Consider the following 15,495-nt stretch of genomic DNA (forward strand, 5'->3'; position numbering starts at 1 on the left):
CACTCGCTGGTCGCGCTGCGCCCCTACGACCTGCGCCACGCCGCCGTCTCCACCTGGCTCAACTCCGGCGTCCCACCCACCAAGGTCGCAACCTGGGCCGGACACTCCGTCGACATCCTGCCCGAGATCTACGCCAAGTGCATCGACGGCGACGACGACCGGCACCGCCTGATGATCGAGCAAGCCCTCAAGCGCCCAGGAACGGCCCCAAAACTTGGCCACGTATTTTCCAGGAACACCCGTAGAGAGCCGCCCACAGCCGTCGACGGCTGTGGGCGACAGAAACGGCCCCTCACCCACGTTCTAGCGGGTGAGGGGCCGTTTACCGGTAGCCCCGACGGGATTCGAACCCGCGCTACCGCCTTGCTGCTGGACCTGGACGACATGAGCGTCGACAACCGGATCACGCTGTGACATCTCGCTGGGAGCTCACGCTCGGAGCCAGTGGTCCAGTCGCTCGGCGATGAAGGTGTCGTCGCGCAGGCCGGGGTAGGCCGCCCAGATGCGGTCGATCTCGTGGAGCTGGCCGGGTGAGAGCACCTCGGTCTCGTCCAGGCACCAGAGCCCGGCCAGCAGGCCCTGGCGGCGCAGCACCTCGTGGATGCCGGGCACGCAGCCGTGGAAGGCGTGCGCGGCGTCGAAGATCGCGGCGTTGGCGTCGGTGAGGGCCGGGTTCACCGCGAGCAGCTCACGCAGCGCCGCGTCGTCACCGGCCCGCGCCTTCCGGGCCGGGGCGAGGATGTCGCCCGCGCCGCGCACCCACACCGCCCACTGCCCGAGCAGCCCGCCGACCACCTCGATCCGCTGCCCGCCGACGTCGTAGCCGGTCAGCAGGTCCATCACGATGTGGTCGTCGTTGCCGGTGTAGAGGGCGATGTCACCGGCCCGCCCGGACGCGGCCAGCCCGTGCACCACCTCGAGGGTGGCGTACCGGTCGAACGGTGCGACCTTCACCCCGGCGACGGTGGGCTGTTCGGCCAGCCGCCGCCAGAACTCCCGCCCCAGCCCCCGCCCGCCGACCGCCGGCTGCAGGTAGAACCCGATCACCGGGATCACCTCGCCGACCGCGCGCGCCCGGTCCAGCAGCTCGTCCTCCGACGCGTCGCCGGTGCCGTACGGGGTCAGCAGCGCGAGGTCGTAGCCCAGGTCACGGGCCAGCTCGGCCTCGGCCACCGCCTGCTCCGCCGGCCCCACGATCCCGGTGACCAGCACCGGCGCCTGCTCGGGGTACTCGCCGGCGGTCTCGGCGGCCAGCTCCAGCACCGGCGCCAGCAGCCCCCGGCCCGGCTCGTGCACCGCGAACTGGGTGGTGTGCACCGCGACCGCCAGACCGGTCGCGCCGGCCTCGACGTAGTACCGCGACAACGCCCGCTGACGCCGCTCGTCCAGCTTGCGGTCCTCGTCCAGGGCCAGCGGGTGCGCCGGGATCACCCCACCGGCCAGGAACCGGTCCACAGCCGTGGCCATCAGAACTTCCCGTCCCGTCGCTGGAACTTGGTCGGCTTCCCCAGCGTCGGCAGCCCCGCACGCACCCAGTGCGCGCTCGCCTCGACCAACTCCGGCACCGTCACGTCCGGGTAGCCGAACAGGGCGTGGCAGCGCTGCGCGTTGCTCAGCAGCGCCGTCGACGCCTCCTCACCGGTGAACTCCACCGGCCGCTCCAGCGCCGCCGCCAGATCGGTGGCCAGGCGCCGCACCCCCAACGTCTCCGGGCCGGTCAGGTTCAACAGCAGCGGCGGCGCCGACGCGTGCAGCAGCGCCCGCAACGTCACCTCGTTCGCGTAGCCCTGCCAGACCAGGTTCAAGCTGCCCATCGTCACGTCGACCGGCTCGCCCGCGTCGATCGCCTGCGCCAGATCGATCAACACCCCGTAACGCATCTCCACGGCGTAGTTGAGCCGGATGATCGCCATCGGAGTGCCGTCACGCTGCGACGCCGCCTGCAGCACCCGCTCACGGCCCAGACACGACATCGCGTACTCACCGATCGGGCCCGGCAGCGTCTCCTCCGTCGCGCCGCCACTGCCCACACCGGTCAGCGGGTACACGTTGCCGGTCGACAGCGCGCTGACGCGGCTGCCCGCATACCGCCGCGCCACCCGCCCCGGCAGGTACACATTGGTCTCCCAGGTGCCGGCCTGATTGCCCTCGGTGCCGAACTTCGCGCCCACCAGGTAGACGACGTTCGCCGCATCCGGCAACCCCGCCAGTTGGTCGTCGTCGGCGATATCGGCCGCCACGACCTCCGCGCCGGTCGCCTCCATCGCCTCACGCGCGCCCGCACCGCCATAACGCGACACCGCGAACACCCGGGCACCGGTACCGGCCCCCTCGATGCCCCGCACCGCCAACCGCACCAAGCTCACACCCAGCTTGCCGCTCGCCCCCAACACCACCACATCGCCATCGAGCCGGCGCAAATCCGCCACCAACCCCGCCCCAGGCCGCGACAACCGCTCATCCAGCTCATCGATGCTCCGCATCGTCCTTACTCCCATCAGGGCACCATCGGGTAGTTCAGCGGGGCGCCCTTGATTCCCAGGTCGACCGCGGCGAGGTGCCACCGGCCGAGGCTGGCAACGACCAGGGTCTCCAGCGCCGCGCCGACGAAGGCGACGTTGGTCGGCGCCGCGAGGACGACGCCCCTCGGATCGTCGGCCAGCACGCTCGCCGACCCGTCGGGGCTCACCGCGTAGATCCGGTCCGGCCGGTAGCAGGCGACGAACAGGGTGCCGTCAGCGCCGAACGCGATGCCGTCGGGCACCGTGCCCGGCAACTCGACGAACAGCTCGCGCGCACCGGCCGAACCGTCGGCCTGGATGGGGATCCGGCACACGCCGGGCGCCGTCGACTCGACCACGTACAGCGCGGACCCGTCCGGGCTCAGTGCGGCGCCGTTCGCGAAGCACCGCGGTTCGTCCGTCCACACCGACGCGGAGCCGTCCGGACGGATCCGGAAGACGACACCGTCGTCGGCCTCCCACCCACCGGAGTCGGTCAGGTACATGGTGCCGCCCGCGTCGAACACCGCCCAGTTCGGTGCCTGGACCGGCCGGTCGGGCGTGCCGGCGAAGAACGTCTCGACGCTCCCGTCGGCCGGATCGACCCGGATGACTCGCTGCTGGGTGCTGTGACAGGCGTAGACCCGGCCGGCGCCGTCGACGGCGATACCGAGGATGAGGCCGCCCGTCCGGGCGATCTCGCGGACGTCTCCGGCGAGGCTGACCTCGTAGATCTGCCCGTTGGTCCCGCCGGTGTAGATCTTTCCGTTCGGGGCCCAGGCCAGTCCCTCGGGATGGTCCAGGCCGTCGGCCAGGGTGCGGAAGATATCGAGCATCGGATTCTCCTACTGGCTCACCGAGAAGTTGGCTTGGTCGTTGGCGCCGACCGTGTACCCCTGGCCGACCTTGACGGTGAGGACGATCGACCGCGTGCCGGGGTCGTCGGATACCCGGGTCTGGACGTTCAGGGTCGCCGTCGCCGATCCGGCCGGGATGATGACGTGTCCCGACATCCCGTGGTAGTCGTCGCGCGGCCGGGCGGTGCCGGTCAGCTCGTACTCCACCGCGCACGGCAGGCTCAGGTCCGCCGACGATCTGGTGAAGACGACGTTGTGGCTGCCGCCGCCGGGAATGGTGCCGGTGACCGTCGACACCTCGACCGTGCTGGCCGGCGTCGAGGTGCGCCCGTCGACGACGAGGGTGTTGCCGTGCGGGTTGCTGCCCAGGTCGGACACCACGCCGTAGGGGTTGAAGACGGTGAGTGTGCCGTCGAGCCCGGTCGCCCCGAGCGTGCCGGGCAGCTCGACCGCGCCCGGGATGACGTGCGGATAGTCCATGTGCACGACGTTGTTTGCCCAGGTCACGCCGCCGTACTCCGGAGCCGGGTCCACGCCACCGATGAGCTGGTTCCGCAGATACATCGGCGACCCGTAGTAGGGCGAGCTGGTCCCGGCGCTCCACCAGATCGTGCGGTCGAAGGTCAGATCGGTGCCGAACGCCGACTTGTTCCAGACCGCCAACGTGCCCGACATCGGGCCGACGACGACCAGGCAGTCGACGAAGTCGATCGAGCCGCCGGGGTCGGTGGTTCCGGGGATGTTGAAGGTGACGATCGCGTGATCGGACGTACTACGGGCGATCAAGGTGTCCGTCACCGTGATCGAGATCGGCGTCGACGTGCTCGTCAGATTGACCGGCACGACCTGGAAACCGGGCGCGACGTTGCCGGTGAAGATCGACTTCTTGATCTGGATGCCGGTGAGGCGCTCGGTGGGAAGATTCGGCTCGAAGTCGATCCCTGCCTGCGGTGACGTGCCCGCGGTGTTGGAGAACACCGAGCCCTCGATCAGCAGTCCGTCGACCGAGATGACGCTGATCGCGTTGCGGCGGTGGTCGTCGCACACGACGTTCCGGATGGTGACGTTCTGGCAGTAGTCAGCCGCCGAGAGATCGGACGAGACGCCGACGTAGATCCCGTCGCCACCGCTGCTGTAGAGCGAGAGCCCTTCGATCGTGAAGTTGGTGACGCTCAGCAGCATCAGCGCCATCCGCCATTCACCCGTCGTGTATTCGGGCTTGTTCATCACGATCGAGGCGCCGTAGCCCACGATGCTCACGCCGGTCTTGTTGTTGATCGAGATCATCGAGTCGTCCAGGCCGGGGAAACCGCCGACCTTGGCCTGCAGCACGACCCCGCGCTCGAGGATGATCTGCACGTTGTTCGCGTTGACGAAGAGCGGCCCGCTGATCCAGGGACCGGCCGGGACCTTGTCGATCACGACGGTGTCGGCGCCGGAGTCCAGCGCGGCCTGGAGGTACGTGGTGGAGTCGGTGGCGCTGTAGCCGAAGTCCGACGCCTTGACGACGGTGAGCCGCTTGGCGGCGGCCACCGCCGGCAGGCCAACGACGAGCGGGCCCGCCAGGGCCGCGCCGTAGCCGATCAACTGCCTCCTGGAGATGGTGTTCCCACAGTCGTCGGACGATTCGTCTCGGTGGTCGTCGGACATGATTCCTCCTTGTTCGGCGAGGTGCTGAGAGGGTGGTGCGACAACGTCGATCTCCCCCGCGTACCGTTCGAGAACAGGGCGATCGGCATCGGCCGGTGTTCTCGGACCGACCGCCCGATCGCCTCGCCGGCCGCCACCGCGGTCGCGCCGTCGCGCGAGGTGGCCAGCAGCCCGAGCTCGGTGCTCTCCCGGCTCGGACCGAGGAACAGGTCGGCCCGCAGCAGTGGGTCCGCGCCACCGTGCCCGCCCGCGGCGATCGGCGGAGTCACCGTTCGCGCCGGGCCGAAGAGGGGCCGGACGTGCACCTCCCCGGATCCGGGCAGAGTGCCGCCGGTGATCGAGGCGCCCTCGGCGGTCTCGATCTCGCCGTGGGTACCGGCGATCACACAGCGGAAGCCTTCCCAGGTCGACGAGAAGTTGATCAGGTAGCTCAGGTGCGCCTCGCCGGCGAAGGAGATGAGCGCGCTGTAGATGTCCTCGACGTCGATGTCGTCGTCGTACACCGTGCTCGTGCTCGCCGCCGGGTACTGGTGGTGATACGGCAGGCCGAGGAGGTCGCGTCGCAGAGCGCCGAGGTCCGGGAATGCCCCGCTGCCGAGCTGGGCCTGGTGATAGGGGTCGGGCCCGCTGCAGGGCGGCGCCGATCAGCGGGTTCCCCTCGCGGTCGCGGGGGCGATGCGGGCTGCCGGGCCCGTAGTAGGCGCGGTCGCCGAGAGCGAACACCGAGGTCGGCGCCTGCCCGAGCCACCAGGTGACCAGGTCGAGGTGGTGCACGCTCTTGTGCACGGGCAGACCGCCGGACCTGGCCCGGCGGCTGTTCCAGCGCAGGAAGAAGCTCGCTCCGTGCCGGATGTCGAGGTGGTAGTCGAACATCACCCGGATCGGGCGTCCGATGGCGCCGGCCAGGATCTCGCGTTTGATCGCCCGGTGGGCGGCGAGGTAACGGAAGTTGTGCGCGACCCGCACCGTGCCGGCCGACCGGGCTTCGGCGTCGACGACGCGGATGGCGTCCGCGGCGGTCGTCACCATCGGCTTCTCCGCGATGACGTCGATCCCGTGCTGGAGCGTGGCGAGGATGTAGTCGACGTGGGTGTGATCAGGCGAGGCGACGATCACGCCGTCCGGGCGCAGCCGCTCCAGCTGCTCGTCGAATTCGTCCGGGTGGAACGCCGGGAGCTTCGTGGCGCCGGCCCGGAACTTCTCGTTGAAGTGCGCGACGCGCTGCCGGTCCGGGTCGACCACGCCGACTATCTCGGCCGCGTCACAGACGGCCCGGTCCGCGGGATGCGCGCTCCCCTGCGCCGCCTCGACACCCGACAGCGGCAGCGCATAGCCCGCGAGGCCCCGGTTCGACAGCCCGCACAGCAGGTACCGCGCCTTGCCGCGCCGGGTCACGAGTCCTTCTCCTCGTACGGATGGACCCGCGCCGTCATGCCTCCATCGACCGGGATCGCGGCTCCGGTGATGTACGAGGCGCGCGGCGAGAGCAGGAAGCCGACCAGGTCCGCCACCTCGGCCGGCTGGCCGACCCGGCCCATCGGCGTCTGGTCGCCCTCACGTGCCAGCGCGACGTCGCGCGGCAGCTCGGCCGGCAGGGTCGAGTAGGTCATCGGCGTCTCGATCGGCCCGGGCAGCACGGCGTTGCACCGGATGCCACGCCGGGCGTAGTCGACGGCGATGCCGCGCGACGCCATCAGGACGGCCGCCTTGGCCGCCTGGTAGGCGAAGTACCCCGGGAAGGCCGCGACCGCCTGCACCGAGCTGACGTTCACGATCGATCCGCCGCCGGCGGCCAGCAGGCGGCGCACCGCGACGGCCATGCCGAACATCGAACCGAGCTGATTGACCCGCAGGCCGTCCTCGATGTCGCGTGCGCTCACCTCGTGGGCCGCCCCCACGACGTCGACGCCGGCGTTGTTCACCCAGCCCCGTAGACGGCCGGCCCCGGCGGCCAGGCCGGCCGCATGTTCATGCGTCGCCCAGTCGGCGATGCTGCCGGTGACGGCGACGTAGCCACCCCCGGCTGCCCGTTCCAGCGACGCCCCAGCCGAGGCGTCGACATCCACGCCGACGACGATCCAGCCGGCGGCGAGCAGGTGTTCGCAGACCGCCCGGCCGATTCCCGCGGCCGAGCCGGTGACGACGGCGGACGGGCGCTCAGTAGACATCCGTCACCTCCGCCGCTGCGATGTCGACGCGGGTCGGCGGCTGCGCCCAGGGCAGGCCGAGTTCCGAGAACAACGACCCGGAGGCTCCCGACTCGGCGATCGCCTCGCTGACCCCGCGCAGGACCACGCGGACGCCGTCGTGCGTACGACGGTCCCGGCCCGGCGCAACCGGCATGGTCCGCAGCCATGACGCGGGCACGCGGTGCACCGCCGTCGTCATCATCGACTCCAGGAACGCGGTGAACGCCGCCGTCCGGGCGAGCGGAACCAGCAGCGGCACCCGGCCGCTGGACCTGCGATGCTCGACGAGGTTCTCGAGCAGGCCCTGCGCCGCGCCTGCCTCCTCCACCAGGACGGCAGGCGTCGCGACGGGGTCCGTGTCGGCGGCGTGCGCGCGGATCTCGATAGGGCTGCCGACGGTGTACGTGACGTCAGCCAGGCTGCCGCGAACGGTGATCCGCGGCTGGCTGGCGGTGTCCGCGCGCAGGGTCAGCGCGATGACCGCGGTGACGTCATCGTCGAAGCCCAGCCGGATACAGGCGGTGTCGTCGGTGTCGATGTCGGCGCAACGGTAGGTCTCCGCCTCGAGCCAGCGGGGTTCCGCGCCCGGCCGTGCGGCAGCGACGATCTCCAGCACGTTCATGACGACGTGCGCGAACGGGTTGGTGGCGACCCCGTCGGCCACCACCCGCCCGCCGAGGACGCGATGACCCGCCCACGCGGCGCGGTCGTAGTACCCGCTGGTCCGCACCCATCCGCCGGTGGCCGTCACCTCCGTCAGGCGGCCGATGCCCCCCGCGGCACAGAGCCGCAGCAGCTCTCGCATCGCGGGCGAGACCAGGGTCTGGAAGCCGACCTGGCAGGCGATTCCGGTCCGGTCCAGGATGCGGGCCAGCTCGTCGTGTTCCGCGCGCGACACCAGTGGCGGCTTCTCCAGCAGGATGTCGCTGCCGGCCCGGGCGGCGACCGCGGCGATCTCCGCGTGCGTGTGCGGCGGGGTGGCGATGACGGTGACATCCGGCCGGGTCGAGCCGAGCATCGCCCGGTAGTCGGTCGAGAACTCGGCCTGTTCCGGAAGCTCCCGGGACGCGTCGGGGTCGAGGTCGGCGCCGGCGACGATCTCCAGGACGCCCGCCGCCTGCAGCTCCCGTGCGGTGCGGACGTGCGTCGCGCCGTAGCCGGCCAGGCCCACGAGGGCGACCCTCGGCCGCCAGGCGTTCGTCCCCGAGATGCCGCTCATGCGACCCGGAACCTCTCGAAGGCCGCCGGATCGAGGTCGACGCCCAGGCCGATGCCGGTCGGCGTGTCGAAACTCCCGTGCGTCACGGCCGGCTCCGGGCCGGCCAGCGTCCGGGCGAGCAGCGAGTCCGGATAGTGCGAGTCGGGCCGGAACTCCACCAGCGGCACGTTGGTGTTCGTCACCGCCACCGCGATGTTCCCGGCCAGAGCGAACTTCGTCGCCAGCCAGCTCCAGGGGATCAGGCCGGCGCCGGCCCGCGCGGCATTGTCCGACAGCACCGACATCTCGCTGATGCCGGTGCGGGCCGCTCCCCCCTGCACGTGGCTGACGACCCCCGCGTCCAACAGCGGCTGGTACTCGACGGCGGCCGTGAGCATGTCACCGGTGACGATCGGCGTCTCGATCAGATCGTGCAGCCGTCGGTAGTCCTCGATCTGGTGCGGCTGGAAGGGCGCTTCGAGGGCGAACAGCCCGAAGGCGTCGATCTCACGGGCGACCGGCAGCGCGTCGTCGATCGACCGCCACCGGTAGCCGACGTCGGCCAGCAGCGTGTAGTCGTCGCCGAGGTGCGCTCGCGACCGTTCCATGAGAGCGATGACGTCCGCCGGCTCCGGCGCGTTGTCCGGCAACGGCTCGATCTTCACCGCGGTGTGACCGAGGCCGACGGCCCGGTCGATCCCGTCCCTGAACCGCTCCCAGGTGCGCCGCGGTTCCGACGGGCCGAAGTAGAGCGTGACGTAGGACCGCGGCGTCGGGTTGACCGCCGGCCCCAGCAACTGCCAAGTCGGCACCCCCTCGATCTTCCCCGCGAGGTCCCACAGCGCCAGATCCAGACCGGCCAGCGCCACATGCCCCAGCCCGGCCCGGCACGACCAGAAGCTCTGTGCCTTCAGCCTGGTCCACGCGGCCCGGGGGTCCGTGGCGTCGATGTCCGCGAGGACGGCACGGGGCGCGTCGTCCCAGTTGTCCGTCAGCCCGCGCACCGACTCCAGCAGCGCCTTCACGGCATCCGGGTTGGCGTTGGCCTCTCCGTACCCGACGGTCCCGTCCTCCGCGGTCACGGCGACGATCGCGCACTGCTGGGCGTTGTCGTATGGCGTGTCGTTCTCCCGAACGACGGCCACGTCGATGTCGATGATTTTCACAGCGCTTCCTCAAGTCACGGAGTGGGTCAAGGGCATGGAACCGGCGGGCCCGCGATTCTGGGCAGGCGAATGCCGCCGAGTCAGGTGCGGCCGTCGAAGGCGGCCGTGCGCTAGGGCGTCTGAAGGTCGGCCGTCGGCGCCGCGAACGGAACCGGGCCCGACGGCGTCATCGCGGCGGCCGCGTCCGGCAGCCGCGAGAGGTCATGGAAGGGCGCGAACCGGACACCGGAGGGCGTCCAGTGAGCACGCCAGAGTTTGTCCCGCAGCCAGGGCACGAACTGGAGCGTGGCGGCCGCCTCCTGGTCGAGCTCGATGGGTCGCGACGCGACCGCGGCGGCGCTGTCCAGCCATGCCTCGACGTACCGAGGGTCTCCCGTCCTCATCGACGCGAGTCCCAGCAGCCGGGCGAGAGTGTCGTGATGCCATTGGTCGTCGGTGGGGAGGCTGATCGTCTGATCGTCGAAGATGTCGAAGTAGCTCCTCGTTCCGTTGTACTCGTGCTGATACGACCAGGTGACGGCTCCGCCGTGCTCCCATCTCTCGGCCATCAGCCAGTCGGCGAACCGCAGCACCGTCCGCCACATGTCGTCGTTCTCGTCCGGGAAGAGCTCCAGGTAGTCCAGCACCCCGCCCAGCGCCAGCAGCCCCATCCACGGTTTGGTGACGTAGCTGGCGAACTGGTGGATGCCGGCGCCACCGCCCTGGTCGGTGAAGCTCCCGTCCGGCTGCTGGCAGGCCATCACCGCGGCGATGCCCTCGCGCGCCATGCCCAGGTACGTGGCCTCGCCGAAGTAGCGGTAGATCAGCACGGCGGTGCGGACGAAACTGGCGTCCCGGCCGACCGCGAGGCGCGGCCAGGAGTTCTTGTGCAGCCAGAACGCGTTGGCGGTGACGGCCATCGCCGCGTCGGCCAGGTAGGGATCGCCGGTCTCGAGGTACGCGGCCAGCGCGCCCTGGAGCCGGGTCATCGGCAACGACACCGCGTCGGGCGGGTAGCCGTGCATCCGCACGAGCTTCGATGCGTGATCGACCGCGACGTCGGCGAAGTGGTAGGCCGAGCGCATCGCGTCGTCGTAGGCGTCCGCGTCGCCGGCCCGCCAGGCGTGCAGGAACTGCGCATACGGCACCTCGCCCTCCCATCCGGGCTCGTAGCGCACCACCCCGTCCGGCTGCGTCCAGGCGAGGTCCTGCCGGCGTGGGACGGCGCCGTCCTCGAACCCCCCGCGATGGCGGTACGTCCGGATCCAGCCGGCGGCCCGGTCCACGGCCTCGTCCCAGGGACCGGTGACCGGAAGGACCGGCTCCGCGACCAGTTCCTCGCACAGGCCGTACCACCAGTCCGGCGCGAGGAAGCGGGCCACGACCGGTGAGCGATCGGACAGGCTCATCGAGAAGCGCACCGTACGGGCGAGCCCCTTCGGGAACCGCCGGGCCGCCGCGCGAAGGATGAACGGGTCGCCGAGCCGCTGCTCCGGGCACTCGCCGCCGAAGACCTCCGCTCCGGCGTACGGCTGCCAGACGGCCATACCGTCAGCGCTGGTCCAGAGCCCCGGCGCCGAGTCCGTGGCGAGCCCGGCGGCGGCGGTCAGATCGAACCGGACGTCACCGAGGCGCAGCCGGGCCGTTTCCCGGCCGGTCCACGTCGCCGGCAGCGGGCCGCCCGGCACCCAGCCCGACGCCGTCAGGCCGATGACCGGGACGATGCCCTCGAGGTCCGCGCCGTCGTCGACGAACCGGCTGTTGATGTGGTGGCAGAAGACCTCGCACACGCCGTTGGCGTGCACCCGGACGAAGAGCCGTCCGTTCAGCCAGCGGTGCGCGTGCAGGCCGGGGTTGCTGTAGCCCACGTAACGGCGCTGCTCGGCGAGCGAGGTGCGCCGTCGCGGTATGACGCCACCCATCTCGAGCGTCAGGCACCCGGCCTCGTCGATCGCCGACGACAGCAACCGGCAAGCCTGCCACCAGACGACTTCCCCGTCGTCGTCACGCAGGCCGAGGGCCAGCGCCACGGACACGTCGCCGCAGGCGATGCGCAGCGCGTGCTCCTCCCAGTAGAAGCCCGCGTCGGCACTGCGCCGAATGAGCTCCATGGTCGCCGTCGGACGAGCCGCGGGCCCGGCCGTCCCGCCGCCGCCGGTCCCGAGCCGGACCCGTCCGGGAGCCGGGGCGCTGCCGGCGTCGGCGGCGAGCAGCAGCCGGCGGGGGAACCCGCCGCCCGCCCACCTGCCCAGCTCGGTGACGTCGGTCGCGCAGCCATCCATCGTCACCGGCACTGTGGCGTGCCTGGGCCACGGGAGCGAGGTCGTCCAGATGCCCGCCTCTTCCGGTTCGGAGATCCTGGTCAGCGTCATGCCCTCGACGAGTTGCACCAGGCCCTGATGCTGGTTGTCTACTTGGGCAGCCATCGTCGACTCCTACTTGCCCTCGGACAGCACGATCCCGCGCACGATCTGCCGCTGGAAGATCAGGAAGACCGCGACCATGGGAATCGTCGCGATGACCATGCCGGCCATCTGGATGTTCAACGGGACCGAACCACCCCGCAGCCGGAAGATCGCCACCTCCAACGGCCAGAGCTGATCGTCGGGCAAGGTGAGCAGCGGCCACAGGAAGTCCTGCCAGACACCGATGAACGTGTAGATCGCGGTGACCGCGAGCACCGGACGGGACAACGGCATGACGACGCGGAACAGGGTCCGCAACGAGCCGGCCCCATCGATGGCCGCGGCCTCGAACAGCTCACCCGGCAGCTGGTCGAAGAACTGCTTGAACAGGAGGATCACGACCGGCGCGGTGATCCCCGGCAGCCAGATCGCCCACCACGTGTTGACCAGCGAGATCCCGAGGAACGGCACATCGGTGATGTTCACGTACTGGGGAACGAAGTACGTGATGGGCGGCACCATGATGATGACCGTGATCAGGAACATGAGGACACCGGCCAGTGGCGGCCGGAGCCTCGACAGGGAGTACGCGGCCAGCAGGCAGATCGACAGCCGGAGCAGCAGGACGCCGGCGGAGATGACCACCGAGTTGCCGAAGTACAGGGCGAAGTCGAGCGAGCTCCAGGCCTGGCTGTACGACGCCAGGCTGAAGTCCGCCGGCCACCAGGACGGGGGGGACTGCACGATCTCCAGCGGAGTCTTCGCCGACGACGCGAGCAGCCAGTAGAACGGGAAGAAGCTCAGCGCCGCCATGACCAGCAGCAGCACCAGCAGCGCGGCCAGCACGAGGCGGCCCCGTCCGGTGCGCCTCGCCGCGTCACCGATCACCCCGCGCGCGGATGTCTCGTGCGCCGTCATATTCTCGCCATCCGATTCGTCACGGCCATGTAGCCGGCCGAGATGCAGGCCAGGACGACCAGGAACATCAAGCTCAGCGCGCTCGCGCCACCCAGGTCGCCGTACTCGAAGGCATACCGATAGACCAGCTGCACGACGCTGACTGTGGAATCGGCGGGGCCGCCCCCGGTCAGCACGTAGGGCTGGGTGAAGATCTGCGAGGCCGAGATGATGCCGAGCAGCAGCAAGATGAGGATCTGCCCCCGGACCTGCGGCAGGGTGACGTGCCGGATCCGCCGGACGATTCCGGCGCCGTCGATCTCGGTGGCTTCGTACAGCTCCGGCGGAATCTGCTGGAGCGCGGCGAGGTACACCAACGCCGCGAGCCCCCAGCTCCCCCAGATGGCGATCGCCGCGACCGACGGAAGCGACTGGGACGGCGACTGGAGGAACGGCTGCGGGCCGATCCCGAACGTCGACAGCAGTGAGTTGAGCAGCCCGGCGCCCGGGTCGAAGATCCAATCGAAGAGCAGGGCGGTCACGACCGGCGGCATCATCATCGGAAGGCAGGCGGCCAGCTGGAAGAACGACCGGCCCCACCTGAGCTCGTGGATGGCCAGCGAGATGACCAGCGGGAGGAGGTTGGCGAAGAACAGGATCAGCACCGTGTACAGCCCGACGTTCTGCCATGCGGGCCAGAAGGCGGGGTCGGCCAGCACCCTGCGGAAGTTCTCCAGGCCGACCGCGACCGGCGGATCGAGCAGGTTGACCTTCTGGAACGCGTAGCTGAACCCCTGCACCAGCGGGTAATAGACGAACACGGCCATCGTCACCAGCATCGGCGCCAGATAGGCCAGCGCGACCAGGCGGCGCCGAGCCGAGGCCCGGCGCCTCCCCCGCCGCCCCGGCGCCGCCGGCGCAGTCGCCTCTCGCTCTCTCCCTGACAGCGTGGCAGGGCTGTCGGCGGGTGGCATGATGACCGCAGCGTCCTCTCTCATCGGCCGGACGTCTCAGCTCACGCCGGCCAGCAGCTGAGTGGTGATCTGGTCGGCGACCTTCTCCATCTCGGCGTCGATGTCCGCGCCGGCGTTGGTGAGGATGGCCTCCGTGGCAGTTCCCAGCAGCGTGTACACCTGCTGCGACTGCACCGGAGGCTCGTCGACCAGCTCGATGCCGTTCATGCCGTCCACGAACGGCTGATAGATCTCCGCCGGCGCCGTGGAGTGCTTCCGGACCACGGCCTCGATCTCCCTGCGCAGCGCGGAGTCCGGTCGGAGCGCCAGTGCCGAGGTGTCCAAGGGGTTGATCGTCGCTGCGTTGTCGGCCTGCGCCTTGAGCTTGACCTCGATCGCATCGGGATCCATGTTGACGAAGGAGATGTACGCGAACGCCGCCGCGACGCTGTCGGCCTCCGCTGTCGGGTTGAACAGCTCAGCGGTCGAATTGGTGTAGGTCGCGTTCCCGCCGTTCTGCGGCAAGATCCCGAACCCGATGTCCTCCACCGGCACGCCGAGCTGCGAGTTGGGGCCGACCAGCGGCACGAGATCGCCCAACCCGCCGATCATCATGCCGATCCGGCCGATGACAAGGTCCTGGAACAGGTCGCCGTACTGGTACAGCTTGGCGGACATGGTCTGGTCCCGGTGACGCATGTCGTGCCACAGCTGAGCCGTCGCCCGCCCTTCCGGCGTCGTGAGGTCACACGTCCAGGTGCCGTCGTCCGCCTGTGTCTCCACTCGGGCGCCGGTGGTGTAGAGCCACTCGACGTGCCGCCAGCCGGCAACCAGGCCGCCTTCGATGGCGAAACCGAACACGCCGTCGCCGAGGCTCGTGATGGCCGCGGCCGCCTCCCGGAACGCGTCCCAGGTCGTGGGCGGCGCGTCCGGGTCGAGGCCCGCCTCGCGGAAGAGCCGCCGGTTGTAGAGCAGACCGTGGGTGTTCGTGAAGTCCACGAACGCGAAGTTCCGGCCGTCGACGCTGGTCGACTCGATGCCCGACGGGTTCAGCTCCTCGGCATGCGGCCACTCCTTCAGGACCGACGTGATGTCGGCCGTCTGTCGCTGGCCGATCGGGATGTACGCGCTGGCCAGCGGCACGGCAAAGTGCGTCTCTAGCTGTCCGCCGGCCAGCTTGGCAGGCAGCAGCTTGAGCGTCTCGGTGCCGCCGGGCGAGGTGGACAGCTCGATGTCGATGTCGGGGAACCGCGACCGGAACAGCTCGAGCGCCGCCGCCTGGGCGGCCAGGTCGCCGGGCTGCGTCGAGCTCGTCCCGCTCCACGACGTCGCCGAGGCCCTGCCGGTCCCACCCGACGGCGCCGAGCCCGGCGAATCCAATCCACGGCTGCAGGACGCGAGATACGTCGCGAGGCCGCCACCCACCGCGACCCCGGCGACACCACGCAAGATCGATCGCCGGCTGAACGACCGGGCAGCGAGAGAACCAGGCTGTGTCACGTTGACCTTCCCTTCGAGAGTCGCGAAACCGGCGACCACGGGGCATGAAAGAGGACACATCACTTGAGTGCGCCGCCCCCGGCAACGCACCGGGTTCACCGTGCGGCCGAGCGGGTTCGCCTATTAGCTCATCCGTATAAGCAGTTGTCAAGCATTCATCCGCCGCGACTCTGTGTCACCCGATGCTGAGCCAACCCGAG

The 15,495-nt window shown here is 70.3% G+C and carries 12 protein-coding genes and 1 pseudogene; all 13 read right to left on the reverse strand.

The window, feature by feature from the left end; genetic code table 11:
- Nucleotides 1-429: 429 nt before the first annotated feature.
- The 13 genes and pseudogenes from ACW62_RS04615 to ACW62_RS04670 all read right to left on the reverse strand — a co-directional run bounded on the left by ACW62_RS04615 (nucleotide 430) and on the right by ACW62_RS04670 (nucleotide 15,244).
- On the reverse strand, nucleotides 430-1,467 hold the full coding sequence (locus ACW62_RS04615; RefSeq protein WP_053202899.1) for a dihydrodipicolinate synthase family protein: 1,038 nt from the start codon (nucleotides 1,465-1,467) through the stop codon (nucleotides 430-432).
- Complete coding sequence (locus ACW62_RS04620) at nucleotides 1,467-2,483, reverse strand: NAD-dependent epimerase/dehydratase family protein (protein WP_053202900.1); 1,017 nt, start codon at nucleotides 2,481-2,483, stop codon at nucleotides 1,467-1,469. The genes ACW62_RS04615 and ACW62_RS04620 overlap by 1 nt, the downstream gene beginning before the upstream one ends.
- Nucleotides 2,484-2,497: 14 nt before the next feature.
- A complete protein-coding gene (locus tag ACW62_RS04625; RefSeq protein WP_053202901.1) occupies nucleotides 2,498-3,337 on the reverse strand; it encodes an SMP-30/gluconolactonase/LRE family protein in 840 nt (279 codons plus the stop codon).
- Nucleotides 3,338-3,346: 9 nt separating this feature from the next.
- Complete coding sequence (locus ACW62_RS35670; protein WP_240477232.1) at nucleotides 3,347-5,008, reverse strand: glycoside hydrolase family protein; 1,662 nt, start codon at nucleotides 5,006-5,008, stop codon at nucleotides 3,347-3,349.
- Nucleotides 4,942-5,511, reverse strand: a complete 570-nt coding sequence (locus tag ACW62_RS35675) for a Gfo/Idh/MocA family oxidoreductase (protein WP_053202903.1) — start codon at nucleotides 5,509-5,511, stop codon at nucleotides 4,942-4,944. The genes ACW62_RS35670 and ACW62_RS35675 overlap by 67 nt, the downstream gene beginning before the upstream one ends.
- 202 nt (nucleotides 5,512-5,713) lie before the next feature.
- Nucleotides 5,714-6,403, reverse strand: a pseudogene (locus ACW62_RS36455) (Gfo/Idh/MocA family protein); the annotation flags it as partial.
- A complete protein-coding gene (locus ACW62_RS04640; protein WP_053202904.1) occupies nucleotides 6,400-7,176 on the reverse strand; it encodes an SDR family NAD(P)-dependent oxidoreductase in 777 nt (258 codons plus the stop codon). The pseudogene ACW62_RS36455 and the gene ACW62_RS04640, both read right to left, overlap by 4 nt.
- On the reverse strand, nucleotides 7,166-8,416 hold the full coding sequence (locus ACW62_RS04645) for a Gfo/Idh/MocA family protein (RefSeq protein ID WP_053202905.1): 1,251 nt from the start codon (nucleotides 8,414-8,416) through the stop codon (nucleotides 7,166-7,168). Before ACW62_RS04645 ends, ACW62_RS04640 begins: the two co-directional genes overlap by 11 nt.
- On the reverse strand, nucleotides 8,413-9,561 hold the full coding sequence (locus ACW62_RS04650) for an enolase C-terminal domain-like protein (RefSeq protein ID WP_053202906.1): 1,149 nt from the start codon (nucleotides 9,559-9,561) through the stop codon (nucleotides 8,413-8,415). Before ACW62_RS04650 ends, ACW62_RS04645 begins: the two co-directional genes overlap by 4 nt.
- A gap of 110 nt (nucleotides 9,562-9,671) precedes the next feature.
- The gene (locus ACW62_RS04655; RefSeq protein WP_157574381.1) at nucleotides 9,672-11,966 is read right to left on the reverse strand and encodes a hypothetical protein; all 2,295 of its coding nucleotides are present in this window, start codon (nucleotides 11,964-11,966) and stop codon (nucleotides 9,672-9,674) included.
- 9 nt (nucleotides 11,967-11,975) lie between these two features.
- Nucleotides 11,976-12,863 carry a carbohydrate ABC transporter permease gene (locus ACW62_RS04660; protein ID WP_053202908.1) on the reverse strand — a complete coding sequence of 296 codons (888 nt, stop codon included), beginning with the start codon at nucleotides 12,861-12,863 and terminating at the stop codon, nucleotides 11,976-11,978.
- Nucleotides 12,860-13,681, reverse strand: coding sequence for a carbohydrate ABC transporter permease (locus tag ACW62_RS04665; RefSeq protein WP_053202909.1), 822 nt, complete (start codon nucleotides 13,679-13,681; stop codon nucleotides 12,860-12,862). The genes ACW62_RS04660 and ACW62_RS04665 overlap by 4 nt, the downstream gene beginning before the upstream one ends.
- Before the next feature lie 171 nt (nucleotides 13,682-13,852).
- Nucleotides 13,853-15,244: an extracellular solute-binding protein gene (locus ACW62_RS04670; RefSeq protein WP_169791991.1), complete on the reverse strand. Its 1,392-nt coding sequence runs from the start codon at nucleotides 15,242-15,244 to the stop codon at nucleotides 13,853-13,855.
- Nucleotides 15,245-15,495 lie beyond the last annotated feature (251 nt).

Source organism: Jiangella muralis, assembly GCF_001270745.1.
GTDB classification, from domain to species: domain Bacteria; phylum Actinomycetota; class Actinomycetes; order Jiangellales; family Jiangellaceae; genus Jiangella; species Jiangella muralis.

What these genes read in the sequence shown, in the direction of transcription:
- ACW62_RS04615 (WP_053202899.1), bottom strand. Translation starts at nt 1,467, where the DNA reads ATGGCCACGGCTGTGGACCGGTTCCTGGCCGGTGGGGTGATCCCGGCG.
- ACW62_RS04620 (WP_053202900.1), bottom strand. Translation starts at nt 2,483, where the DNA reads ATGCGGAGCATCGATGAGCTGGATGAGCGGTTGTCGCGGCCTGGGGCG.
- ACW62_RS04625 (WP_053202901.1), bottom strand. Translation starts at nt 3,337, where the DNA reads ATGCTCGATATCTTCCGCACCCTGGCCGACGGCCTGGACCATCCCGAG.
- ACW62_RS35670 (WP_240477232.1), bottom strand. Translation starts at nt 5,008, where the DNA reads ATGTCCGACGACCACCGAGACGAATCGTCCGACGACTGTGGGAACACC.
- ACW62_RS04640 (WP_053202904.1), bottom strand. Translation starts at nt 7,176, where the DNA reads ATGTCTACTGAGCGCCCGTCCGCCGTCGTCACCGGCTCGGCCGCGGGA.
- ACW62_RS04645 (WP_053202905.1), bottom strand. Translation starts at nt 8,416, where the DNA reads ATGAGCGGCATCTCGGGGACGAACGCCTGGCGGCCGAGGGTCGCCCTC.
- ACW62_RS04655 (WP_157574381.1), bottom strand. Translation starts at nt 11,966, where the DNA reads ATGGCTGCCCAAGTAGACAACCAGCATCAGGGCCTGGTGCAACTCGTC.
- ACW62_RS04660 (WP_053202908.1), bottom strand. Translation starts at nt 12,863, where the DNA reads ATGACGGCGCACGAGACATCCGCGCGCGGGGTGATCGGTGACGCGGCG.
- ACW62_RS04665 (WP_053202909.1), bottom strand. Translation starts at nt 13,681, where the DNA reads ATGCTGGTGACGATGGCCGTGTTCGTCTATTACCCGCTGGTGCAGGGG.